Raw genomic sequence first — 21,594 nt, 5'->3', positions numbered from 1 at the left:
ATCGGATCCTGGCGCGGCCCCAACCGTCACCCTGAACCGGAAGGAACACCCGCATGCGTGGAGTGGTCATGTACGCCCCCCGGGATGTGCGCGTCGAGGAGCGCGACGACCCGGCCATCGAGGAGCCGGCCGACGCGGTCATCCGGGTCACCGCGGCCTGCATCTGCGGCTCCGATCTGTGGCCGTATCGCGGCACGGACGCGGTCATCGGGCCGACGCCGATGGGTCACGAGTACGTCGGCGTCGTCGAGCAGATCGGCGACGAGGTGAGGGAGCTCTCGGTCGGCGACATCGTCGTCGGATCCTTCTTCGCCTCCGACAACACCTGTGAGATCTGCCGGGCCGGCTACCAGTCCCGCTGCGTACACGCCGTCCCGATGGGCGCGATCGGAACGCAGGCCGAGAAGCTGCGGGTCCCGCTGGCGGACGGCACGCTCGTCGTGGTCCCCGGCACCCCGACGGATGCGCAGTTGCGCAGTCTGCTCGCGGCCTCGGATGTGCTCGGCACCGGCTGGTTCGCCGCCGTGGCGGCCGAGGCCGGTCCCGGGAAGACCGTAGCGGTCGTCGGGGATGGCGCGGTCGGCCTCCTCGGCATCCTCGCCGCCAAGCAGCTGGGCGCCGAGCGCATCATCGCGATGAGCCGCCACGCGGACCGTCAAGCGCTCGCGCGATACTTCGGCGCCACCGACATCGTGGAGGAGCGCGGCGACGAAGGCGTCGCGAAGGTCAGGGACCTCACCGGAGGGCTCGGTGCGCACTCGGTGATCGAGGCGGTCGGAACGCAGGAGTCGATGATGCAGGCGATCCGGTCCACCCGCCCCGGAGGCCACGTCGGCTACGTCGGCGTCGCCCACGACGTCGAGCTGCCGGGCGAGGAGCTGTTCTTCTCCGGAGTCCACCTGCACGGCGGTCCCGCCCCGGTCCGCCGGTTCCTGCCCGAGCTCATCCGGCTCATCATGGCCGGCGAGATCGACCCGGGAGCGGTGTTCGACCTGACCCTCCCGCTGGAGGAGGCGGCGGAGGGCTACCGGGCGATGGATGAGCGGCGCGCCACCAAGGTCCTGCTCACCCTCTGAGCGGAGACCCGCCCGGAGCGGTTCCGTGAGTGCGGCGTTGTGGAACGTCTGCGGTTGCTCGCCCGGCCGCAAACGTTCCGTACGAGCGCAGTCGCGGCCGCGCGCGAGCGGGCGCGCCCGCGCGGGCGCGACGACGCGGCGGCCGCCGGTCAGCGGAGCTGAACGACGGCCGCCGGTCCCGGCTCGCGAGGGTCAGTCCAGCAGGTCGGCCCAGAGCGCCGTCGAGATGTAGCGCTCGCCGGTGTCGGCGACCACGGCGACGACCGTCTTGCCCGCGTTCTCCGGGCGGGCGGCGACCTGCAGGGCGGCCCAGACGATCGCGCCGGACGAGATCCCGGCGAGGATGCCCTCCTCGCTCGCGAGCTTCTTGGCCGTCGCGATCGAGTCGTCGAACGTCACGTCGATGACCTCGTCGTAGACGTCCGTGTCGAGGACCTCGGGGACGAAGTTGGCGCCCAGGCCCTGGATCTTGTGCGGGCCGGGCTTGCCGCCGGTGAGGATCGGGGAGTCGATCGGCTCGACCGCGACGACCTGCACCTCGGGCTTGCGCTCCTTGAGCAGCTGGCCGACACCGGTGATCGTGCCGCCCGTCCCGATCCCGGCGACGAGGATGTCGACGCCGCCGTCGGTGTCTGCCCAGATCTCCTCGGCGGTGGTGGCGCGGTGGACGGCCGGGTTGGCCTCGTTGGCGAACTGCTGCGCCCAGATGGCGTTCTCGGTCGAAGCGACGATCTCCTGCGCCTTCTCGACGGCTCCGCGCATCCCATCGGGACCGGGGGTCAGGACGATCTCGGCGCCGAAGGCACGCAGCAGCACGCGGCGCTCCTTGCTCGCCGTCTCCGGCATGGCGAGGATGACCTTGTAACCGCGGGCGGCGCCGACCATCGCGAGCGCGATACCGGTGTTGCCGCTGGTGCCCTCGACGATCGTGCCGCCGGGGCGCAGCGCGCCGGACTTCTCGGCCGCATCCACGATGGCGACGCCGATGCGGTCCTTCACGCTTCCGGCCGGGTTGGACGACTCGAGCTTCACCACGACGGTCGCGGCGGCGTCGGCGGCGATCCGGTTGAGCTTGACGAGGGGGGTGCGACCGACTGCTTCGGTGATGTCGGCATGGATGTTCGCTGGCATGTGCTCTCTTTCCGGTGGATGGATGGGATCAGGAGGTGAGCTCAGGTGAGCTCGGTCAGGCGGAGGGGGGTGACGTGCGCGGTCTGGAGGTCGTCGACGATGGTGGCAGCCGTTCGCGCGCCGGCGCCGGCGGCGATGATCATCTGCTGCGGTCCCGGGACAACGATATCCCCGGCCGCGTAGAGGCCGGGGACGGACGTCCTCCCGCCGTCGTCGGTGACCAGGAAGCCGTCGTCCGACCGCTGCGGGGAGAGGCCGTCGAGGAAGTCGCTCGCAACATGCCATTCCGGGCGGATGAAGCCGCCGTCGATGGGGACGGACCTGCCGTCTTCGAGCAGCACGGCGCGAACCGTGCCGCGTTCCCCATCCAGATCGCTGATGCGGGTGCGCTCCACGCGGATGCCGAGGGCGGCCAGAGCCGGCTCCTCCGCTTCGTCGACCGCGGGCGTGCCATTGGTGAACACCGTGAGGTCGCTGGTCCAGCGCGCGAGGTGCACGGCCCGGCGGGCGAGATCCGCCGTCTCACCGATGAGGGCGAGCGGGCGGCCGCGGAGGTCCCAGGCGTCGCAGGCGACACAGCTGAACACGCTCATCCCGTAGTAGGAGCGGATGCTCGGCAGAGCCGGGAGCGTCTCGGTCAGCCCTGTGGTGAGGAGCACGGTCTTCGCCGAGAGGATGCGTTGCTCGCCGGGCGCGCGTCCCGCCACCTCGATGTCGAAGCCGTCGGCGGACGGGCGGACCGAGGTGACCGGCCGTCGTTCGAGGTGCTCGACGTTCTCGTACGCGGCCAGCTCCGCCTTCGCCAGGGTGCGCAGTTCGGTCGGGCGGATGCCGTCGCGGGTGAGGAAGCCGTGCGAGCGGAGCGTGGCGGAATTGCGCGGCCTGCTCGCATCCACGAGCACCACATCCACGAGGGCGCGGGCGAGGTTGAGCGTCGCGGAGAGCCCGGCCGGCCCTCCCCCGATGACGACGACCTCAGGCATGGGCGACCTCCTGGGGAGGGAGGGCGGCGATCAGGGGGTGATCGTACGGCTGAGGACCGACCTTGGAGGCCCCGCCCGGGTTGCCGAGCTCGCTGAAGAAGTCGACGTTCGCGGCGTGGTAGTCCGCCCACTCCTCGGGGAGGTCGTCCTCGTAGTAGATCGCCTCGACGGGACAGACCGGCTCGCACGCTCCGCAGTCGACGCACTCGTCCGCGTTGATGTAGAGGGAGCGCTCGCCCTCGTAGATGCAGTCGACCGGGCACTCGTCGATGCAGGCGCGGTCCTTCACGTCCACGCACGGGAGGGCGATGATGTAGGTCATCGGGCGATCACCTCGCGGTTGGAGATCGCGACCTGCTCCTCGCGCGGGACGACCTTGATCCGCTCCCGGGTCGCCTCGCCTGCGAAGCCGTCGCCGAGGGCGCGCTCGTGGGCGTCGAGGGCGAGCCAGCCGTCCCAGGTGGTGTACCGCACGCCGCGGTCCGTGAGGAACTCGGTGATGGCGTCCTCATCCGGTCGTTCGGCGCCGGCGAGGAGCGCGTGGTCCTCCAGCAGCTTCTCGATGGTCTCCCCCGCGTCGCCCTTGGTGTGGCCGATGAGGCCGACCGGGCCGCGCTTGATCCATCCGGTGGCGTACAGGCCGGGCACCGGCTCGCCGTCGTCGAGGACGCGCCCGCCGTCGTTCGGGACGACCCCGGCGCGCTCGTCGAACGGAACGTCGCGCACGGGTGTCCCCCGGTAGCCGATCGCGCGGTAGACCGCCTGCACGTCGTAGTCGACGAACTCGCCGGTGCCGCGGATTCCACCCTGGCCGTCCGGCTCGGTGCGCTCGAAGCGGATGCCCGCGACGGCCTCGCCCTGTGCAGCGTCGGCCAGGATCTCCACCGGACGGTGCCAGAAGTGCAGATGCAGCCGGCGCGGCGCGCCGGTCGGCTCGCGGTCGCGCCACGACTGGAGGATGCGGGCCATGACCTTGGCCTGGTTGCCCGCGGCACGCCGTTCTCCCGTCGAGACCTCCTCGCTCACGCGATCGAAGTCCTCGTCGTAGAGCACGATGTCGACGCCGGGAACCTCGCCGAGCTCGCGGAGCTCGATGGGGGTGAACTTGATGTCCTCCGGTCCGCGGCGGCCGAAGACGTGCACGTCCTCCACCGGGGAGGCGACGAGGCCCGCGTGGACGTTGTCCGGGATGTCGGTCGTCAGCAGGTCGGCGGGGTGCTTCGCGAGAACGCGGGCGACATCCAGGGCCACGTTGCCGTTGCCGAGCACGGCGAGCTGTGTCGCCTCCAGGGGCCAGTGGCGGGGGACGTCGGGGTGACCGTCGTACCAGGAGACGAAGTCGGCGGCGCCGAAGCTGCCGCGCAGGTCGAGCCCGGGGAGGTCGACCACGGCGTCGCGCTGCGCACCGGTGGCGAGGATGACCGCGTGGTAGAGGGACTGCAGCTCGTCGATGGTGACGTCGGCGCCGACCTCCACGTTCCCGATCAGCCGGATCGCGCCGTCGGCGAGCATGTCGTGCAGGGAGGTGACGATGCCTTTGATGCGCGGGTGATCGGGGGCGACGCCGTAGCGGATGAGGCCGTAGGGCGCAGGCAGCGACTCGAACAGATCGATGCGGACGTCGATGCCGGCCTCGGCGGCACGGGTGCGCAGGATGTTGCCGGCGTAGATTCCGGCGGGTCCGGCGCCGACGACGGCCACGCGGAACGGTCGGGTCATTGGGAGGCCTCTCTGTGGTGGGCAGTGCGGGAGGATGCGGTGCTGCGGGGGGCGGCGCCGTGGGATGCAGGCGCCGGGAGGAGGTCGGGATCGGCGAGTCGCACGACGTCGCCGACGACGATGACGGCCGGCGACCGCACGCCGCGCACAGCGGCGTCCGCGGCGATGCTGCCGAGGGTTCCGACGGTGACCCGCTGGCCTTCGCCGTAGCCGTCCTCCACGATGGCGACGGGGCAATCCGTGCCGCGACGGCCGGCGGCGAGGGTCGCGGCGGTTGCGGCGAGCCCGGAGACGCCCATCAGCAGGATCACCGTGTGCTCCGGGCCGCCGGGCACCTCGTCGATGTCGGTGTGGGCCGAGAGCACGGTGAACCCGGCCGCCACTCCGCGGTGCGTGACGGGGATGCCGGCGATCGACGGGACGGCGATGGCGCTGGTCACGCCGGGCACGACCTCCACCGGGATGCCGGCCTCACGGCAGAACGCGGCCTCCTCGCCGCCGCGCCCGAACACGAACGGGTCGCCGCCTTTGAGCCGGACGACGCGCTTCCCGGCGCGGGCGTGCTCGACCAGCAGCTCGTTGATCCGCGTCTGCGGAACCGGGTGGTGGTGCGGCTGCTTGCCGACGTCGATGACCTCGACACCGGGCGCGAGGTCATCGAGCAGTGCGCGCGGACCGAGCCGGTCGGCGATGACGACATCGGCAGCGCTGAGCAGCTGGCGGCCACGTACGGTGATCAGGTCGGGATGGCCGGGGCCGCCGCCGACGAGCGCGACCGATCCCACAGCCTCCGAGCCCGCCACGGAGCCCGCTGTCGTGTCGTTCATCGGGTCGCCCCCGTGAGCCCACGGCGGCGCAGCAACGAGCGCTCGACCGGTGCGAACACGCACAGCTCCACGACGATCCCCACGACGAGGATGGTCAGGATCGTCGCGAGCACCGTCGGCAGATCGGCCAGTTCCCTGCTCTGCTCGAGCATCGTACCGAGCCCGAAGCCGAGCGAGTTGGCGATGATCTCGGCGGCCATCAGGGACCGCCAGGCGAAGGCCCAGCCCTGGCGGAGCCCCGCGACATAGCCGGGCAGCGCGGCCGGGAAGAGGATGCGGAGCTGCAGCTGGCTGCGCGAGGCTCCGAGGACGACGCCCACCCGGCGCAGCTGCGGCGGGACCTGGTCGATGCCGGCCAGGAGGCCGTTGATGATCGAGGGGACCGCGCCGAGCAGCACGACGAAGTACACGGCCGCGTCGGTCAGCCCGAACCAGATGATCGCCGCCGGTACCCACGCCACCGAGGGCAGCACCTGGAGTCCGGACAGGATCGGCCCGACCGCCCGGCGCAGCCAGCGCACCTCGGCCAGCAGCAGCCCGAGCGGGGTGGCGATCAGCACGGCCATCAGGAATCCGAGGCCGCCGCGGCCGAGGCTCGTCCCGATGGCCGTGGCGAGGTGGCCCGAGCTCGCAGCGCCGGCGAGCGCCGACACCACGTCGGCAGGGCCGGGGTAGAGATCGGGCCGCGGGTGGGCGATCGCGGTGTAGAGCTGCCAGCCGATCAGTGCGACGAGCACGAAGACCGTGGTCGGGACGGTGGCGCGGGCGAAGCGGCGGGCCCGGCTGGGCGCAGCATCCCGTGCGGTCTGGAGGGAGTCGAGTCCGGCCTCCAGAGCGTGCAGCTCCGATGCCTCGGCGCCGTCGCGTCCGGCGGCCAGTGCGATGGTGGCTTCAGGCGGCATTGCGGATCAGCTCCTCTCGCAGCCGGCGGGTGATCTCGTCGTCCAGGCGCGCGGCCTCCACCGGGTCGGCTCCGGCGCGTACCTCGGCCGGGACCTCCCATTCGGCGGCGACGGTGCCGGGGCGCGACCTGAGCAGCACGATCCGCTGGCCGAGGCGCAGCGCCTCCCGGACGTTGTGGGTGACGAACAGGATGGTGCGGCCGGTCTGGCGCCAGATCCGCTCCAGCTCCACATGGAGGAGGTCGCGGGTGATGGCGTCGACGGCCGCGAACGGCTCGTCCATCAGCAGCACGTGCCGGTCCTGCGCGAGCGCACGGGCCAGGGCGACGCGCTGTCGCATCCCGCCCGAGAGCTGGTGCGGGCGCCGGTCGGCGGCGTGGGAGAGCGAGACCAGCTCCAGGAGCTCGTCCACGCGCGCGCGACGCCCGTCGCGCGGCGTCCCGGCGAGGTCGAGCGCGAGCTCGACGTTGCGGCGGGCGGTCAGCCAGGGCAGCAGCGCAGCATCCTGGAACATCATGGCGACCGGGCCGCTCGGCACTGCGATGGCGCCGGTCGTCGGCTCCTCCAGCCCGGCGACGAGGTTCAGGATGGTCGACTTGCCGCATCCGGACGCGCCCAGCAGGCAGACGAACTCGCCGTCGCCGATGCGGAGGTCCACGTCGTCGAGGACGACGGGTGCGTGGGCGCCGAAGCGCTTGCTGACGCCGGTCAGTGCGACGGCGGTGCGATCGAGGTCGGCCATGGTGCTACCCCAGTCCGCCGGAGGAGACGGCCGCCTGTCCGGCGGTCTTCCTGACCGCGTTGAGGGCGGTGAGGTCGAACAGGCCCTTCAGCGAGCCCTTCGTCGCGAGGCCCACGGCCGCCGCATGCTGCACGAGCGTCGGGAACGCCGCGGCATCCGGGTCGGTGTCGAACGAGACGTGGTCGAGCGCACGCGCGATCACGTCGGTCGCCAGGGTCTTGCCCGTGTCGGCCTTCAGTTGGGCGTTGATGTCGGCTGCTGCCTTTGCCGGGTCCCGCAGCGCGGCGACCGCGTCGGCGTTGCCCTGCACGAGGGCCTGCACGGTCTGCGGATGCGCCTTCAGGAAGGCCGTGGAAACCGCGAGCACGGTCGTCGGGAACCGCTTGGCCGGCCACAGCGACGCCTCGTCCACGAGGACCTTCGCGTTCCCGTCGATCACGAACCGCGACACCCAGGGCTCCGGCACCCAGGCGCCGTCGATCTTCCCGGCCTGGAACAGCGTCAGCGCCTGGGCGTTGTCGGTCGGCGCGATGGTGACGTCTCCGCCGCCGCTGAGCGACGTGTGCAGACCCTGCTTCGTCAGCCAGTAGCGCAGGGCCACGTCCTGGGTGTTGCCGAGCTGCGGCGACGCGATCGTCGTGCCTTTCAGCTCGCCGGCCGAGGTGATGTCGCCCTTCACGACGAGGGCTGCGCCGCCCGTGGCGACACCGGAGACGATCCTCAGCGACTGGCCGCCGCTCTTCAGGTAGGAGTTGATGGCGGGGCTCGGACCGATGTAGGCGGCGTCGATCGCACCGGCGCTGAGCGCTTCGATCTCGGCCGGACCGGCGTTGAACTGCTTGGTCTGCAGCTCCGTCTTACCCAGAGCCTTCTGCAGCAGCCCGTCGTGGATGCCGACCAGCGCAGGCGCGTGCGTGACGTTGTCGAAGTAGCCGACACGGATCGCCGTCGCCGGGGTCGGGGCGGCGCCCTCGGCCGAGGCCGCGCAGCCGGTGAGCAGGGCGGTGGCCGCCGCGAGCGCGAGGACGGCGGCGGTGCGGAGCGGTGTTCGCACGGGGAGGCCCTTCTTCACGAGACGATGCCGGCGGCGAGCGTCGCGCCGGACTGCGGGTCGATGAGCAGGAAGGCACCGGTGTGCCGGTTGGCGGCGTACGGCTCGACCGGCAGCGCCTCCGCGAGCTGGAGCGTGACGTGTCCGATGTCGTTGACCTCGAGCGCGCCGGCCGGGACGACCTGCAGCGTCGTGAGGTCGCGGCGGCCGGCGATCGCGGTCAGCCGTGCCTGGACGGTGGCCGTACCCCATTTCAGCAGCAGCCGGGCGCCCGGCAGGCCGCGGGAGGCGTCCAGCCAGAACACCTCCGCCGTCAGGGTCGACTGCGGCTCGGGGAGGGTTCCGGCGGTGCCGATCAGGGCACCGCGGGCGAGGTCGAGATCGTCGGCGAGGCTCACGGCGGCGGACTGCGGTGCGGCAGCGACCTCCACACTGCGGCCCGCGACGTCGATGCGGGTCACGACCGAGGCCGCGCCTCCCGGATGCACGCTCACCCGATCCCCCACGGCGACGGTTCCGGAGGCGATCCGGCCGGCAGCCGAGCGGTAGTCCCGGTACTCGGCCGCGTCCAGCCCGGGGGCCAGCGCTCCCTGGGGACGCAGCACCAGCTGCACGGGCAGCCGCAGCTCGGCGAGGGCTTCGACCTGGTCGCCGGTCGGGAGGGACTCCAGCAGTTCCAGTAGAGCGGGACCGTGGTACCAGGGCGTGCGTGGGGAACGCTCCGCGACGTTGTCGCCGTCGACTGCGCACACCGGGACGACGTGGAGGTCGCGGATGCCGAGCTCCCCGGTCACGGCGACCAGTTCCTCCGTCACCTCGCGCACCCGGTCGGCGTCGAAGCCGATCAGGTCGATCTTGTTGATCGCGACGATCACGTGCGGCACGCGCAGCAGGCTGATCACGGCGAGGTGGCGGCGCGTCTGCTCCAGCACACCGTTGCGGGCGTCGACCAGCAGCACCACCGCGTCGGCGGTGGTCGCCCCGGTGACCATGTTGCGGGTGTACTGCACGTGCCCGGGGCAGTCCGCGAGGATGAACGAGCGGGCGTCGGTGGCGAAGTAGCGGTAGGCGACATCGATCGTGATGCCCTGCTCCCGCTCGGCGCGGAGCCCGTCGGTGAGCAGGGCGAGGTCCAGGCCACCGGCGTCTCCCCCGAAGCCGCGCTCGCGGGACGTGCGCTCGACCGCATCCAGATGGTCGGCGAGGATCGCCTTGGAGTCGTGCAGCAGCCGGCCGACCAGGGTCGACTTGCCGTCGTCCACCGATCCTGCGGTCGCGAAGCGGAACAGCGTGCCGCGAGTCACGGCGCGCTCGCCGGGCGCCGCCGCGCGGGTGTCGTCGTCGAGTTGGAGCGTCATCAGAAGTATCCCTGCCGTTTCCGGTCTTCCATCGCGGCCTCGGAGATGCGGTCGTCGGCGCGGGTCGCACCGCGCTCGCTGAGCGTGGAGGCCGCGACCTCGCGCACGACGGCGGCCGCGTCGCGGGCGTCGGACTCGACGGCCCCGGTGCAGCTCATGTCGCCGACGGTGCGGTAGCGCACCAGCCGCTTCTCCACGGTCTCGCCGCGATCGGCCGGGGAGACCGGTCCGATCGCACGCCACATGCCGTCGCGGGCGAACACGTCGCGTTCGTGGGCGTAGTACAGCGACGGCAGCTCGATCTGCTCGCGCTCGATGTACCGCCAGATGTCGAGCTCGGTCCAGTTGCTGATCGGGAAGGCGCGCACGTGCTGGCCGGGCGTGTGCCGCCCGTTGTACAGGCTCCACAGCTCGGGCCGCTGGTTGCGCGGGTCCCATTGCCCGAAGCCGTCGCGCAGCGAGAGGATGCGCTCCTTCGCCCGGGCCTTGTCCTCGTCGCGGCGAGCGCCGCCGAACACGGCGTCGTGCCGTCCGGCCTCGATCGCATCCAGCAGCGGAACCGTCTGCAGCGGGTTGCGGGTGCCGTCGGCGCGTTCGCTCAGCCGGCCGTCGTCGATGTAGTCCTGCACCCGGGCCACGGCCAGGGGGATCCCGAACCGCTCGGCGGTCGCGTCGCGGAAGTCCAGGACCTCCGGGAAGTTGTGCCCGGTGTCCACATGCAGCAGCGAGAACGGGATGCGCGCCGGCCAGAACGCCTTCGCGGCCAGGTGGAGGACGACCACGGAGTCCTTGCCGCCGGAGAACAGCAGGACGGGCCGCTCGAACTCGGCGACGACCTCGCGGATGATGTGGATGGACTCGCTCTCCAGCTGGTCGATGAGCGTCAGCGAGGGCGGGGCGATCAGTGTGCCGGTCATTCGTGGAGCCCGCATTCGGTCTTGGCGAGGCCGGCCCAGCGGCCGGAGCGCGGGTCCTCCCCCTCGGCGACCGGCTTGGTGCACGGTTCGCAGCCGATGGAGGGATACCCCGCCGTCAGGAGCAGGTTCAGCGGCACCGCGTTGGCGGTGGCGTACTCGACGAGCTCGTCGAACGTCCACGCTGCGAGAGGGTTGACCTTCACCAGGCCGTTCTTCTCGTCCCAGCTCACGAAGGGGGTCGCCGTCCGGGTGGGCGCCTCCTCGCGGCGCACGCCGGTGAACCAGAGCTCGTATCCGGTCAGCGCACGCTGCAGCGGCTCGACCTTCCGGCGAGCGCAGCACAGGTTGGGGTCGCGCGCGAACAGCTCCGCGCCGAACTCGGCGTCCTGCTCGGCCACCGTCTGCTTCGGCTTCACGTCGACCACGCGCACGTCCAGTGCGCGCTCGACCTCGTCGCGCGTCACGTACGTCTCGATGAAGTGGTAGCCGGTGTCGAGGAACAGCACATCGACGCCGGGGAGGGCCGAGGCGACCACGTGCGGGAGCACGGCGTCGGCCATGGAGCAGGCCACAGCCGTGCGCTCAACGGCGAAGTTGTCGGCGACCCAGCGGACGATCTCCTCCGCGGTCGCGTTCTCCAGCTCGCGTGCGCCGCGCTCGGCGAGAGCGCGGAGCTCGCTGACCGGCCGGAGGCCGGCGGGGCGTGCCGACAGGCTGCCCAGGTTCGTCGCGGTCATTGCAGCGCCTCCTCGTCGGCCCGGTGCGCCCAGTGGGCGAACGTCTCTTCCTCGGTGCGGTCGGACAGGAACCGCGTGACGATGCGCTCGACGTAGTCCGCGATCCCGTCGGCGGTCACCTTCAGCCCGCGCACGGTGCGGCCGAGTCCGGCCTCCTCGCGGTCGTGCGAGGCGAGGCCGCCGCCGAGGTGCACCTGGAACCCGGGCACCTGGCCGCCGTTGCCGTCCGGGAGCAGCTGGCCCTTGAGGCCGATGTCGGCCGTCTGGATGCGGGCGCACGAGTTGGGGCAGCCGTTGACGTGGAGGCTGAGCGGGGTCGGCAGGTCGAGGCCTTCCAGCCGGCGCTCCAGCTCCTGAACCGCCGTCGCCGCCGTCACCTTCGTCTCCACGATCGCGAGCTTGCAGAACTCGATGCCGGTGCAGGCGATCGTGCCGCGCCGGAACACGCTCGGCCGCGAGGAGAGCCCGAGGTCGTCGAGGTCCGCGACGGCCTGCTCCAGGTTCGCCTCGGGGATGTCCAGGGCGAGGATCTTCTGGTGCGGGGTCGTCCGCAGCCGGGTGGAGCCGTGCCGTTCCAGGAGGTCGGCGAGCTGTCCCAGGGTCGTGCCGGAGACGCGGCCGACGAACGGCGTGACGCCGATGAAGTAGCGGCCGTCCTTCTGCTTGTGGACTCCGACGTGGTCGCCCGGGGTCGTCGGCGCGGCCGGCGCCGGCCCGTCCGGAAGCGGCTCGGCGAGGTACTCGTCCTCGAGAACCTGCCGGAACTTCTCCACGCCCCAGTCGGCGAGCAGGAACTTCAGGCGGGCCTTGTTGCGCAGCCGCCGGTAGCCGTAGTCGCGGAAGATCTGCACCACACCGTGCCACACCTCCGGGACCCGCTCGCCCGCGACGAAGGCGCCGAGACGCTCCGCCAGCCGCGGTGTCGTGGAGAGGCCGCCGCCCACCCAGAGGTCGAAGCCGACCCCGAGCTCGGGATGCTCGACCACGACGAACGAGACGTCGTTGATCTCGTGGACCACATCCTGGCTCGGGTGCCCGCTGATCGCGGTCTTGAACTTGCGCGGCAGGTTGGCCAGCTCGGGGTCGAGCAGGAACCGGTCGGCGATCTCCTGGATCAGCGGCGTCGGGTCGATCAGCTCGTCTGCGGCGATCCCCGCGACCGGAGAGCCGAGGAACACGCGCGGCACATCGCCGCATGCCTCCGTCGTGCTCAGGCCCACAGCCTCCAGGCGCCGCCAGATCTCGGGCACATCCTCCACCCGGATCCAGTGCAGCTGGATGTTCTGACGGTCGGTCAGATCGGCGGTGTCGCGCCCGAACTCGGTCGAGATGCCGGCGATCGTGCGCAGCTGCTCGGTGGTCAGCTGGCCGCCGTCGATGCGGACCCGCAGCATGAAGTACTCGTCCTCGAGCTCGTGCGGCTCGAGGGTCGCGGTCTTGCCGCCGTCGATGCCGGGCTTGCGCTGCGTGTACAGGCCCCACCAGCGGAACCGGCCGTGCAGGTCCGTCGGGTCGATGGAGGCGAAACCGCCGTCGGCGTAGACGCTCTCGATCCGTTCGCGGACCGCGAGACCGCCGTCCTCCTGCTTCCACGCCTCGTTCCCGTTGAGCGGCGCCTTCCCGTCGATGGCCCACTGACCGTTCGGCCGGGCGTCGGATCGGCGCGGCCGAGCCGTCGCCGCGGGGGCGCTCTGTTCGGAGATCGTCACGGACTCGTCCTTTCTGAACTGCAGGCGGATCGGAGATCGACGCTAAGCGGCCAAGGGTCCCGGACGGAATGCCGGGGGTAATAAACCGACGCAATGCGGACACCGTGTACGACCGCTCAGGCATCCTGGGACGACCGAAGCGGGCCGTTCCGACGGCCCGCGCATCCACGTCGCGGAGAGCCCATGATCGCCATCCTCACTGTCTCGCACGGCACCTCCGACCCGCTCGGCCAGCGGGCCATCGAGGGATACGCCGAGGCGATCCACCGCGAGGCCGGGGCGGATGTCGCCGCTCACGCCTTCGTCGATGTGCAGCAGCCGGAGGTGGGAGCAGCGCTCAGCGATCTCCCGGCCGAGGCCACCATCGTGATCGTTCCGCTGCTGCTGTCGCGCGGCTACCACCTCGGCCACGACATCCCGCAGGCGGCGGCCCCCTTCGGCGAGCGCGTCGTCATCGCCGGAGCGCTCGGCCCGGATGCCCGGCTCGCCGGCGTCCTCCTCCGCCGGATCCGGGAGGCCGGAGCCGATCCCGGGGACGCGCTCGTCCTCGCAGCCGCGGGATCCAGCGATCCGGACGGCGTTCGCGACGGCCTCGATGCCGGCGCGCTTCTCGCCACCGCCTGCGAGCGGGAGGTCGCGGTCGGCTTCCTCAGCGCGGCCGAACCGCGACTGGATGCTGCGATCGGGCATGCACGGTCGGCTGCGGATGCGACGGGCCGGGTCGTCGCAGCGAGCTATCTGCTGGCTCCCGGCTTCTTCCACGATCAGGTCCGTGCCTCTGCCGCGGACATCGTGACCGATCCGCTGCTGCGCGCGGGGGGTCCGCCGGATCCGCAGCTGGTCGCTCTCGCGCTCGACCGCTACTTCGCCGTGCAGCCGGATTCCACCGCGCCCTGAGCATCCGCCACGACCCCGCGCCGGCGCACGAGCGCGACGACGGAGGCGACCAGCCCCGAGCCGGCGCCGGCCAGCAGGACGAAGGCCGTCGCGATCACGCCCGGCGTGGACCACGACGATTCGGTCGTCAGGCTGACGATCGCGGCAACGCAGAGAAGCGCACTCATCACCGCGAGGAACACGAGCGCTCGGCTGCGTTCGGTGTCGCTGTCGGACATCCCGGACCTCCTCCTCGCTCGCGCGCACTCGCAACGGACCGCGGGAAGACTATGCGGCCGGGCGGCTCGTCGGAAGGCACGGTTACGCCGTGTGAAGCCGGCCGCACCTGAGTGCTGCGTTTTGGAACGTTTGCCGTTGCTCGCCCCGCCGCACATGTTCCGTAGGAACGCAGACGCCAGTCCGACCCTCGCCGACAGCAGACGCTGAACGCGTCGGGCGGATGGCGGCTACGGCATGATGTGCGTATGTCAACTTCTGCGGCCGTGGTGGTGCGCGGTCTCCGCAAGTCGTACGGGGCGTTCGAGGCCGTCCGCGGCATCGATTTCGCGATCGCCGAGGGCGAGACGTTCGCGCTGCTCGGACCGAACGGCGCGGGCAAGAGTACGACGATCGAGATCCTCGAGGGCTACCGCGATCGGTCGGCTGGCGAGGCCTCGGTGCTGGGCGTCGACCCGGGCACGGGCGGCACCGCGTGGAAGGCGCGGCTCGGCATCGTCCTCCAGTCCGGGTCGGAGGCCGCGGACGTGACCGTCCGGGAGCAGCTGGCTCAGTTCGCGCGCTACTACCCGCGGAGCAGGGACGTCGACGAGGTCATCGCCGCGGTCGGCTTGGAGGACAAGGCGAAGACGCGCATCCGCAACCTGTCGGGCGGCCAGCGACGGCGGGTGGATGTGGCGCTCGGGATGGTGGGGAGGCCCGAGCTGCTCTTCCTCGACGAGCCGACGACCGGGTTCGACCCGGAGGCCCGGCGGCAGTTCTGGGAACTGGTCCGATCGCTCAAACGGGAGGGGACGACCATCCTGCTCACCACCCATTACCTCGACGAGGCGGCCCGGCTCAGCGACCGCGTGGCCGTGATCGCGCACGGGTCGCTGGTGGACATCGGTGCGGTGGACGAGATCGGCGGGGCGTCGGCGCGCGTGCCGATCGTGCGCTGGCGCGACGCGGCCGGAGCCCTGCGGGAGGAGCGCACGCAGACTCCCGCTGCCGTGGTGGCACGTCTCGCGGCGGAGGCCGGAGGGGAACTGCGCGATCTGGAGGTGGTCCGCCCGAGCCTGGAGGACATCTACCTCGGGCTCGTGCGGGAGGCCGACGAACACGCCCCGGAGGCGGCGGCATGAGCACTGTCGCGCTGGGCTGGTCCCGCATCCGCTACGAGATCCTGATCTACTTCCGTCAGTCGGACACGATCTTCTTCACGTTCCTGTTCCCGGTCGTGATGCTCGGTATCTTCTCCGTCGCCTTCCAGGGTCTGGGCAAGGTCGGAGCCGCGCCCGACGGCAGCGGCGGGATCACCCAGGCCGCCTACTACCTGCCGGGGATGATCGCGGCGGGTATCCTCCTGAGCGGCGTGCAGAACCTCGCGGTCGACATCGCCGTGGAGAAGAGCGACGGAACGCTCAAGCGGCTGGGCGGCACACCGCTCCCGGTCGTGTCGTACTTCCTCGGCAAGATGGGGCAGGTCATCGCGACGAGCATCCTGCAGATCCTGCTCCTGCTGCTGATGGCGCATTTCGCGTTCGGCGTCGCGCTGCCGACCGACCCCGAGCTGTGGCTGCGGTTCGCGTGGATCTACGCGCTCGGGATCGTGACGTCGGCGGTGCTCGGGATCGCACTGTCCGCGGTGCCGCGCACCGGGAAGAGCGCGACAGCGGTCATCATCCCGATCGTCCTGGTGCTGCAGTTCATCTCGGGCGTGTACCTGGCGTTCAGCCTGCTGCCGGCCTGGCTGCAGAACATCGCCAGCCTGTTCCCGCTCAAGTGGATCGCGCAGGGCATGCGCAGCGTGTTCCTGCCCGCGAGCTTCGAATCGGCGGAGCCGAGCGGCAGCTGGCAGCTCGGCTGGATCGCGATCGTGCTGCTGATCTGGCTGGTCGCGGGCCTCGTCGCTTCCCGCCTCACCTTCCGCTGGATCCGGAAGGACGGCCGCTGAGCCTCGGTCGCGCAGCGGGTGTCTGCTGCGTCTTGTAACGTCTGCGGTCGCTCGCCCCGCCGCACACGTTCCGAAGACACGCACTCGCGGCCGCGGGGGCCGGGGCCGGGCGGAAGCTAGGCGGGCTCGGCGGCGCCCTCCGACTGGATCAGGACCGCGCGAGGGTCCGCAGCGATCGCGGCGTCGTGGTACCGGACCCACGAGGCGATCTGCAGAGCGGACGGCTGCCGTCCGTCGGCGACCGCTGCCGCGATCTCGTTCGCGTACAGGTCGCGCATCTGTTCAGCCTGACGACGAATCGGCATGGGTCCTCCCCTTCGAGCACATCGGCGCGCTCACATCCAGCATTCCGCTGAGGAGTAACGCTACCCCGCGCGGCACTGCCTCAGCTGCGCGGCGGCTGAAGTACCGCGCTCGCGCCCGATCGAGCAGGATGGACACGTCGAGCACCGCGCACCTGAGTCGCCTGCCGGAAGTGCGCCGCCGTCCGACGACACACCATCTGCGGAATGTTATCCCTCACAAACTGCCACTTCTCCGCCTCCCGTGAACCGAAACCCTGCTGAATCCTGCCCGTCATCCCGGGCACGTTACCCAATCGTTACCAACCAAGTGTTGCTCTTGAACGCAATGTGAAGGCTAACATTGCGACGAGCCGGCGAGGTCCGGCACCCGAACGAGGAGGTTTGGCATGAAGAAACTTATGGGCGCCGTGGCTGCCCTGGGGCTGATGGCCGTCGCATTGACGGGATGCTCCGCAGGCGGAGCAGGCGCAGCGGGCGGAGGCGATGGCCACAAGGTCATCACCGTCGGCTTCGCGCAGACGGGATCCGAGAGCGGCTGGCGAGCGGCCAACACCCAGTCGATGAAAGAAGCGTTCTCGGCGAAGAACGGCTTCAAGCTGATCTTCAACGCGGCTGACAACAAGCCGGAGAACCAGATCGCCGCAGTGCACAGCTTCATCAACCAGGGAGTGGACGCGATCGTGATCGCCGCCGTCGTCACCACCGGCTGGGATGATGTCCTCAAGGAGGCGAAGGACGCCAAGATCCCGGTGATCCTCGAAGACCGCACGATCGACGCCGACCCGAGCCTCTACGCCAGCTGGATCGGCGACGACTTCAAGAAGGAGGGCGAGACCGCCGGCAGCTGGGCGGCGAGCACGCTCGGAACCTCCCCGACCAACATGGTCGTCCTGGAGGGGACCACCGGTTCCGCTCCCGCGATCGACCGAGCCAAGGGCTTCTCGTCGAGCATCGCCGGGACGTCGATCACCACGCTCGACTCGCAGACCGGTAACTTCACCCGCGCCGACGGCAAGACCGTCATGGAAGGCTTCCTGCAGAAGTACGGCAAGAAGATCAACCTGCTGTTCGCTCAGAACGACGACATGGGACTCGGCGCCCTCGATGCCATCAAGGCCGCCGGTCTGACGCCGGGAACGGACATCAAGATCGTCAGCATCGACGGCACGAAGGACGGGCTCACCGCTCTGGCGAACGGCCAGTTCAACTACGTCGTGGAGTGCAACCCGCTGCTCGGCGACCAGGTCGCCTCCGTGGTGAAGGATGTCATCGCCGGCAAGAAGGTCGAGAAGGCCTACACCGCGAAGGACCTCGCGTTCGACCAGGCGGCGGCCAAGGAAGCCCTCCCCACCCGCAAGTACTGATCAGACGGAATAGGAGGCCACGGGGCGCGCGCAGGCTCGCCCCGTGGCCATCCCATCGAGGAAAGCAGGCTCACACGTGACCGACAATGTTGTCGAGATGCGGGACATCTCCATCTCGTTCCCCGGGGTGAAGGCCCTCGACCAGGTCGACTTCACCCTTCGGCCGGGTGAGATCCACTCGCTGCTCGGCGAGAACGGAGCGGGCAAGTCCACGCTCATCAAGGCGCTGACCGGCGTCTACCCGATCGACAGCGGCCGGATCACGGTCGGGGGCGAGCCGCGCACCTTCGCCGGCACCGCCGACGCGCAGGACGCCGGCATCGCCACCGTCTACCAAGAGGTGAACCTCTGCACCAATCTCTCGGTGGGCGAGAACGTCATGCTCGGCAACGAGAAGCGCGGGCCGTTCGGCGTGGATTGGCGGACCACTCACAAAGAGGCGTCCCGGTTCCTCGGCGAGCTCGGCCTCGACATCGATCCGCGGTCGCCACTGTCGTCCCACTCCCTGGCGGTGCAGCAACTGGTCGCCATCAGCCGGGCCGTGGTGGTGGACTGCAAGGTCCTGGTGCTCGACGAGCCGACGTCCAGCCTCGACCGGTTCGAGGTCGAGCAGCTCTTCGCCGTGATGCGGGCGCTGCGCGACCGCGGCGTCGCCATCCTCTTCGTCTCGCACTTCCTCGACCAGATCTACGAGATCTCGGACCGTCTCACCGTGCTGCGCAATGGTCGCCTCATCGGCGAGCACGCCATCGAGGAGATCAGCCGCACGGAGCTCATCGCGGCGATGCTCGGCCGGGAACTGGCCGAGTTCGAGTCCATCGGCCGGTCGGCCGACCGCCGGGTCGATCGCGCAGGCGCGCCGGTTCTGAGCGCAGCACTCGTGGGTCGCAAGGGATCGGTCGAGCCGTTCGACCTCGAGGTCTACGACGGCGAGGTGGTCGGCATCGCCGGCCTGCTCGGCTCCGGTCGCACGGAGCTGGCCCGGCTCATCTACGGCGCGGATCGCGCCGATCAGGGACGCGTCTCGGTCAGGGGGTCCACGGCGCGGCTGACGAGCCCGCGCCACGCCGTCGAGCAGCGCATCGCCTTCTCGTCCGAGGATCGCCGCGAGGAGGGCATCATCGCGGACCTGACGGTGGCCGAGAACCTGGTGCTCGGAGTGCAGGCGAAGCGCGGCTGGCTCCGCCGGGTGACCAAGGCGGAGCAGGCGCGGATCGTCGGGCAGTACATGGAGTCCCTCGGCATCCGGCCGGCCAATCCCAACGCACTGATCCGCAACCTCTCGGGCGGCAACCAGCAGAAGGTCCTTCTCGCCCGGTGGCTCGCAACGGACCCGCAGCTGCTCATCCTCGACGAGCCGACCCGCGGCATCGACATCGGAGCCAAAGCGGAGATCCAGCGGCTGATCGTCGAACTGGCGTCGGGGGGCCTCGCCCTCATCTTCATCTCCTCCGAGCTGGATGAAGTGGTGCGGCTCTCGCAACGGGTGGTAGTCATGAGGGATCGCCGCAAGATCGCGGAACTCGACAATGAAAGTCACGTCGATGTCGATGACATCGTCGCGCTGATCGCCAAGGAGGGCGCAGCATGAGCACGATCTTCAGGCATCGGCTGGTGTGGCCGATCGGCGCACTGCTGGCGCTCATCGTCCTGAACACCATTTCCCGGCCCAGCTTCCTCAGCATCACCGTCAAAGACGGCGAGCTCTACGGGTCGCTCATCGACATCCTGCGCAACAGCGCGCCGCTGATGCTGATCGCCCTCGGGATGACCCTGGTCATCGCGACGCGCGGGATCGACCTGTCGGTCGGTGCGCAGATGGCGATCTCCGGCGCCGTTGCGCTGACGATCATCTCCGGGTCCGGGTCGCCGGGCAGCCTGGGGACGGTGAGCACGGCCATCCTGACCGCCGTCGTGATCAGTCTGCTGTTCGGGCTCTGGAACGGCTTCCTGGTGGCGGTGCTCGGCATCCAGCCGATCATCGCGACACTGGTCCTGATGCTGGCGGGGCGCGGGATCGCCCTGCTGATCACCGGTGGCTTCATCACGACGATCACGAGCGCACCGTACGCGTACATCTCTCAGGGGTACGTCTTCGGGCTGCCCTTCGCCTTCATCGTCTCGATCGGCGCGATCATCGTCATCAGCCTGCTCGTGCGCCGCACCGCGCTCGGGGTGCTGACCGAGTCGGTCGGCATCAACCCGTCGGCCAGCCGTCTCGCCGGGGTGCGTTCTCGCGGCATCGTGTGGAGCCTCTACGGCCTGAGCGGTCTGCTGGCCGGGATCGCCGGGATCCTCTACAGCTCCAACATCATGGCGGCTGACGCCAACAACGCCGGCCTGAACATCGAGCTCGACGCGATCCTCGCGGTCGTGCTCGGCGGCACCTCGCTGGCGGGCGGCAAGTTCACGCTCGCGGGCACCGTCATCGGCGTCTTCATCCTGCAGACCCTGACCTCGACCATCACCTTCCTCGGCGTTCCGCCGGCGGTGACACCGGTCTTCAAGGCGGCCGTCGTGATCATCGTGTGCCTGTCGCAGTCGCGGCGGGTGCGCGCGTGGCTCGGACGACTGCGACCACCGCAGCCGCGCATCGCAGCGCGCACGGCGGAAACCGAAAGGAGCGCGGCATGAGCGCGACCCCGATCCTCGAACCGACCCGGAGCGTCCGTATCGGGCCGTCGTGGCGGCACCGGCTGAGGAACAAGGCGTCGTGGGCGCCGGTCCTCGCTGCGGTGACCATCCTCATCCTGATGCTCGCCGCCGGTCAGGCGTATTTCGGGGTGTTCGTCACCCCGCGCATCCTGTCGTCGCTCTTCGTAGACAATGCCTACCTGATCGTCCTGGCCGCCGGAATGACCTTCGTGATCCTGAGCGGAGGGATCGACCTCTCGGTCGGCGCCGTGATGGCCTTCACGGGCATCCTGGGCGCCAAGCTGCTGGCGGCGGGCATCCCGACGCCGCTGGTGATCCCGTTGATGATCGCCGCCGGAGCACTGTTCGGTCTGACCATCGGTGTGATGGTGCACTACTTCGATGTGCAGCCGTTCATCGCGTCCCTTGCTGCGATGTTCCTGGCGCGGGGCCTGTGCTTCGTGGTCAGCCTCGAGGCGATCCAGGTCAAAGAGCCGGCGGTGCTGTGGCTGCAATCGACCAAGCTGGGCTCCGGAGGCTGGTACATCACTCCGACCGTGATCATCGCTCTGCTCGTCGTCGCGGCCGCGATCTGGGTCCTCGGCTACACGCGCTTCGGGCGCACGGTCTACGCCGTCGGCGGCAACCAGCAGTCCGCACTGCTGATGGGCCTGCCGGTCGCGCGCACCCGTGTCCTCGTCTACGTCATCAGTGGGACGTGCGCCGGCGTGGCCGGCCTGCTGTTCACCTCGTACACCGCCGCGGGGTACAGCCTGAACGGCATCGGCACCGAGCTCGACACCATCGCCGCCGTCGTCATCGGAGGCACCCTGCTGACGGGCGGGAGCGGCTACGCCATCGGGTCGCTCATCGGCGTGCTCGTCTACGGCGTCATCAAGGTGTCCATCACCTTCCTCGGCGCCGACGCCTCCTGGACCCGGATCACCATCGGAATCCTGCTGCTGGCGTTCGTGGTCGTGCAGCGGCTCATCGTCGCCCGGACCAGCCGGAAATGAACGCAGCAGGACGGGCGTAGCAGCCGATAGTAGTGTGTACTCCGTCACCCAGGCGGACAAGGAGCGCGAGGCGA

Annotated in this window: 21 protein-coding genes and 1 pseudogene; 8 read left to right on the top strand and 14 right to left on the bottom strand. The window is 70.4% G+C overall.

Features of this window, described 5'->3' with window-relative positions:
- Nucleotides 1-53: 53 nt before the first annotated feature.
- Entirely contained in the window at nt 54-1,076 is a 1,023-nt protein-coding gene (locus tag BM287_RS02070; RefSeq protein WP_090034679.1) for a zinc-dependent alcohol dehydrogenase family protein, read from the top strand.
- 192 nt (nt 1,077-1,268) lie between these two features.
- Here the strand turns inward: BM287_RS02070 and cysK are convergent, their stop codons facing one another.
- From cysK to BM287_RS02010, 12 genes and pseudogenes are all read right to left on the bottom strand, one after another.
- The gene (cysK, locus tag BM287_RS02065) at nt 1,269-2,207 is read right to left on the bottom strand and encodes a cysteine synthase A (RefSeq protein ID WP_090034682.1); all 939 of its coding nucleotides are present in this window, start codon (nt 2,205-2,207) and stop codon (nt 1,269-1,271) included.
- Between the two features lie 41 nt (nt 2,208-2,248).
- Nucleotides 2,249-3,190 (bottom strand): NAD(P)/FAD-dependent oxidoreductase, encoded by a 942-nt coding sequence (locus tag BM287_RS02060; RefSeq protein WP_090034685.1) that lies wholly within the window; start codon nt 3,188-3,190, stop codon nt 2,249-2,251.
- Nucleotides 3,183-3,512, bottom strand: a complete 330-nt coding sequence (gene fdxA / locus BM287_RS02055) for a ferredoxin (protein ID WP_090034689.1) — start codon at nt 3,510-3,512, stop codon at nt 3,183-3,185. The genes BM287_RS02060 and fdxA overlap by 8 nt, the downstream gene beginning before the upstream one ends.
- On the bottom strand, nt 3,509-4,909 hold the full coding sequence (locus tag BM287_RS02050) for an FAD-dependent oxidoreductase (protein WP_090034691.1): 1,401 nt from the start codon (nt 4,907-4,909) through the stop codon (nt 3,509-3,511). Before BM287_RS02050 ends, fdxA begins: the two co-directional genes overlap by 4 nt.
- Nucleotides 4,906-5,694: pseudogene (gene cobA, locus BM287_RS02045) on the bottom strand (uroporphyrinogen-III C-methyltransferase); the annotation flags it as partial. The pseudogene cobA and the gene BM287_RS02050, both read right to left, overlap by 4 nt.
- A 38-nt stretch (nt 5,695-5,732) precedes the next feature.
- Entirely contained in the window at nt 5,733-6,638 is a 906-nt protein-coding gene (locus tag BM287_RS02040; RefSeq protein WP_090034698.1) for an ABC transporter permease, read from the bottom strand.
- On the bottom strand, nt 6,628-7,380 hold the full coding sequence (locus tag BM287_RS02035; RefSeq protein WP_090034702.1) for an ABC transporter ATP-binding protein: 753 nt from the start codon (nt 7,378-7,380) through the stop codon (nt 6,628-6,630). The genes BM287_RS02040 and BM287_RS02035 overlap by 11 nt, the downstream gene beginning before the upstream one ends.
- A gap of 4 nt (nt 7,381-7,384) precedes the next feature.
- A complete protein-coding gene (locus BM287_RS02030; RefSeq protein WP_090035573.1) occupies nt 7,385-8,434 on the bottom strand; it encodes an ABC transporter substrate-binding protein in 1,050 nt (349 codons plus the stop codon).
- A 14-nt stretch (nt 8,435-8,448) separates the two neighbouring features.
- A complete protein-coding gene (locus tag BM287_RS02025) occupies nt 8,449-9,789 on the bottom strand; it encodes a sulfate adenylyltransferase subunit 1 (RefSeq protein ID WP_090034706.1) in 1,341 nt (446 codons plus the stop codon).
- On the bottom strand, nt 9,789-10,706 hold the full coding sequence (cysD, locus tag BM287_RS02020; protein ID WP_244527820.1) for a sulfate adenylyltransferase subunit CysD: 918 nt from the start codon (nt 10,704-10,706) through the stop codon (nt 9,789-9,791). Before cysD ends, BM287_RS02025 begins: the two co-directional genes overlap by 1 nt.
- Nucleotides 10,703-11,443: a phosphoadenylyl-sulfate reductase gene (locus BM287_RS02015; RefSeq protein ID WP_090034713.1), complete on the bottom strand. Its 741-nt coding sequence runs from the start codon at nt 11,441-11,443 to the stop codon at nt 10,703-10,705. The genes cysD and BM287_RS02015 overlap by 4 nt, the downstream gene beginning before the upstream one ends.
- Nucleotides 11,440-13,152, bottom strand: a complete 1,713-nt coding sequence (locus BM287_RS02010; protein ID WP_090034716.1) for a nitrite/sulfite reductase — start codon at nt 13,150-13,152, stop codon at nt 11,440-11,442. Before BM287_RS02010 ends, BM287_RS02015 begins: the two co-directional genes overlap by 4 nt.
- Nucleotides 13,153-13,335: 183 nt before the next feature.
- On the opposite strand from BM287_RS02010, the gene BM287_RS02005 reads away from it, so the two are divergent.
- A complete protein-coding gene (locus BM287_RS02005) occupies nt 13,336-14,049 on the top strand; it encodes a sirohydrochlorin chelatase (protein ID WP_090034720.1) in 714 nt (237 codons plus the stop codon).
- On the opposite strand, the gene BM287_RS02000 is transcribed toward BM287_RS02005, so the two are convergent.
- Nucleotides 14,013-14,267, bottom strand: coding sequence for a hypothetical protein (locus BM287_RS02000; RefSeq protein WP_090034723.1), 255 nt, complete (start codon nt 14,265-14,267; stop codon nt 14,013-14,015). The two genes, BM287_RS02005 and BM287_RS02000, sit on opposite strands and share 37 nt — an antisense overlap.
- Nucleotides 14,268-14,513: 246 nt before the next feature.
- On the opposite strand from BM287_RS02000, the gene BM287_RS01995 reads away from it, so the two are divergent.
- Complete coding sequence (locus BM287_RS01995; RefSeq protein ID WP_090034727.1) at nt 14,514-15,389, top strand: ABC transporter ATP-binding protein; 876 nt, start codon at nt 14,514-14,516, stop codon at nt 15,387-15,389.
- On the top strand, nt 15,386-16,201 hold the full coding sequence (locus BM287_RS01990) for an ABC transporter permease (protein WP_090034731.1): 816 nt from the start codon (nt 15,386-15,388) through the stop codon (nt 16,199-16,201). Before BM287_RS01995 ends, BM287_RS01990 begins: the two co-directional genes overlap by 4 nt.
- Nucleotides 16,202-16,317: 116 nt before the next feature.
- Here BM287_RS01990 and BM287_RS17740 read toward each other — a convergent pair whose 3' ends face one another.
- Nucleotides 16,318-16,479, bottom strand: coding sequence for a hypothetical protein (locus BM287_RS17740; RefSeq protein WP_170857388.1), 162 nt, complete (start codon nt 16,477-16,479; stop codon nt 16,318-16,320).
- A 413-nt stretch (nt 16,480-16,892) separates the two neighbouring features.
- On the opposite strand from BM287_RS17740, the gene BM287_RS01985 reads away from it, so the two are divergent.
- The 4 genes from BM287_RS01985 to BM287_RS01970 all read left to right on the top strand — a co-directional run bounded on the left by BM287_RS01985 (nt 16,893) and on the right by BM287_RS01970 (nt 21,520).
- Complete coding sequence (locus tag BM287_RS01985; protein ID WP_090034734.1) at nt 16,893-17,870, top strand: ABC transporter substrate-binding protein; 978 nt, start codon at nt 16,893-16,895, stop codon at nt 17,868-17,870.
- Nucleotides 17,871-17,967: 97 nt separating this feature from the next.
- Nucleotides 17,968-19,461 (top strand): sugar ABC transporter ATP-binding protein, encoded by a 1,494-nt coding sequence (locus BM287_RS01980; protein WP_090035575.1) that lies wholly within the window; start codon nt 17,968-17,970, stop codon nt 19,459-19,461.
- Nucleotides 19,458-20,504, top strand: coding sequence for an ABC transporter permease (locus BM287_RS01975; protein WP_090034737.1), 1,047 nt, complete (start codon nt 19,458-19,460; stop codon nt 20,502-20,504). Before BM287_RS01980 ends, BM287_RS01975 begins: the two co-directional genes overlap by 4 nt.
- On the top strand, nt 20,501-21,520 hold the full coding sequence (locus BM287_RS01970; RefSeq protein WP_090034740.1) for an ABC transporter permease subunit: 1,020 nt from the start codon (nt 20,501-20,503) through the stop codon (nt 21,518-21,520). Before BM287_RS01975 ends, BM287_RS01970 begins: the two co-directional genes overlap by 4 nt.
- Nucleotides 21,521-21,594 lie beyond the last annotated feature (74 nt).

Origin of the sequence: Leifsonia sp. CL147, from assembly GCF_900114565.1 — a bacterium.
Taxonomy (GTDB): Bacteria; Actinomycetota; Actinomycetes; order Actinomycetales; family Microbacteriaceae; genus Leifsonia.
The sequence above is the reverse complement of the archived record's forward strand: the minus strand, read 5'-3'. Positions and strand labels throughout refer to the sequence as shown.

Coding starts and splice junctions, on each gene's coding strand:
- BM287_RS02070 (WP_090034679.1), top strand. CDS start 54: ATGCGTGGAGTGGTCATGTACGCCCCCCGGGATGTGCGCGTCGAGGAG.
- cysK (WP_090034682.1), bottom strand. CDS start 2,207: ATGCCAGCGAACATCCATGCCGACATCACCGAAGCAGTCGGTCGCACC.
- BM287_RS02060 (WP_090034685.1), bottom strand. CDS start 3,190: ATGCCTGAGGTCGTCGTCATCGGGGGAGGGCCGGCCGGGCTCTCCGCG.
- fdxA (WP_090034689.1), bottom strand. CDS start 3,512: ATGACCTACATCATCGCCCTCCCGTGCGTGGACGTGAAGGACCGCGCC.
- BM287_RS02050 (WP_090034691.1), bottom strand. CDS start 4,909: ATGACCCGACCGTTCCGCGTGGCCGTCGTCGGCGCCGGACCCGCCGGA.
- BM287_RS02040 (WP_090034698.1), bottom strand. CDS start 6,638: ATGCCGCCTGAAGCCACCATCGCACTGGCCGCCGGACGCGACGGCGCC.
- BM287_RS02035 (WP_090034702.1), bottom strand. CDS start 7,380: ATGGCCGACCTCGATCGCACCGCCGTCGCACTGACCGGCGTCAGCAAG.
- BM287_RS02025 (WP_090034706.1), bottom strand. CDS start 9,789: ATGACGCTCCAACTCGACGACGACACCCGCGCGGCGGCGCCCGGCGAG.
- cysD (WP_244527820.1), bottom strand. CDS start 10,706: ATGACCGGCACACTGATCGCCCCGCCCTCGCTGACGCTCATCGACCAG.
- BM287_RS02015 (WP_090034713.1), bottom strand. CDS start 11,443: ATGACCGCGACGAACCTGGGCAGCCTGTCGGCACGCCCCGCCGGCCTC.
- BM287_RS02005 (WP_090034720.1), top strand. CDS start 13,336: ATGATCGCCATCCTCACTGTCTCGCACGGCACCTCCGACCCGCTCGGC.
- BM287_RS02000 (WP_090034723.1), bottom strand. CDS start 14,267: ATGTCCGACAGCGACACCGAACGCAGCCGAGCGCTCGTGTTCCTCGCG.
- BM287_RS01995 (WP_090034727.1), top strand. CDS start 14,514: ATGTCAACTTCTGCGGCCGTGGTGGTGCGCGGTCTCCGCAAGTCGTAC.
- BM287_RS01990 (WP_090034731.1), top strand. CDS start 15,386: ATGAGCACTGTCGCGCTGGGCTGGTCCCGCATCCGCTACGAGATCCTG.
- BM287_RS17740 (WP_170857388.1), bottom strand. CDS start 16,479: ATGCGCGACCTGTACGCGAACGAGATCGCGGCAGCGGTCGCCGACGGA.
- BM287_RS01985 (WP_090034734.1), top strand. CDS start 16,893: ATGAAGAAACTTATGGGCGCCGTGGCTGCCCTGGGGCTGATGGCCGTC.
- BM287_RS01980 (WP_090035575.1), top strand. CDS start 17,968: ATGCGGGACATCTCCATCTCGTTCCCCGGGGTGAAGGCCCTCGACCAG.
- BM287_RS01975 (WP_090034737.1), top strand. CDS start 19,458: ATGAGCACGATCTTCAGGCATCGGCTGGTGTGGCCGATCGGCGCACTG.
- BM287_RS01970 (WP_090034740.1), top strand. CDS start 20,501: ATGAGCGCGACCCCGATCCTCGAACCGACCCGGAGCGTCCGTATCGGG.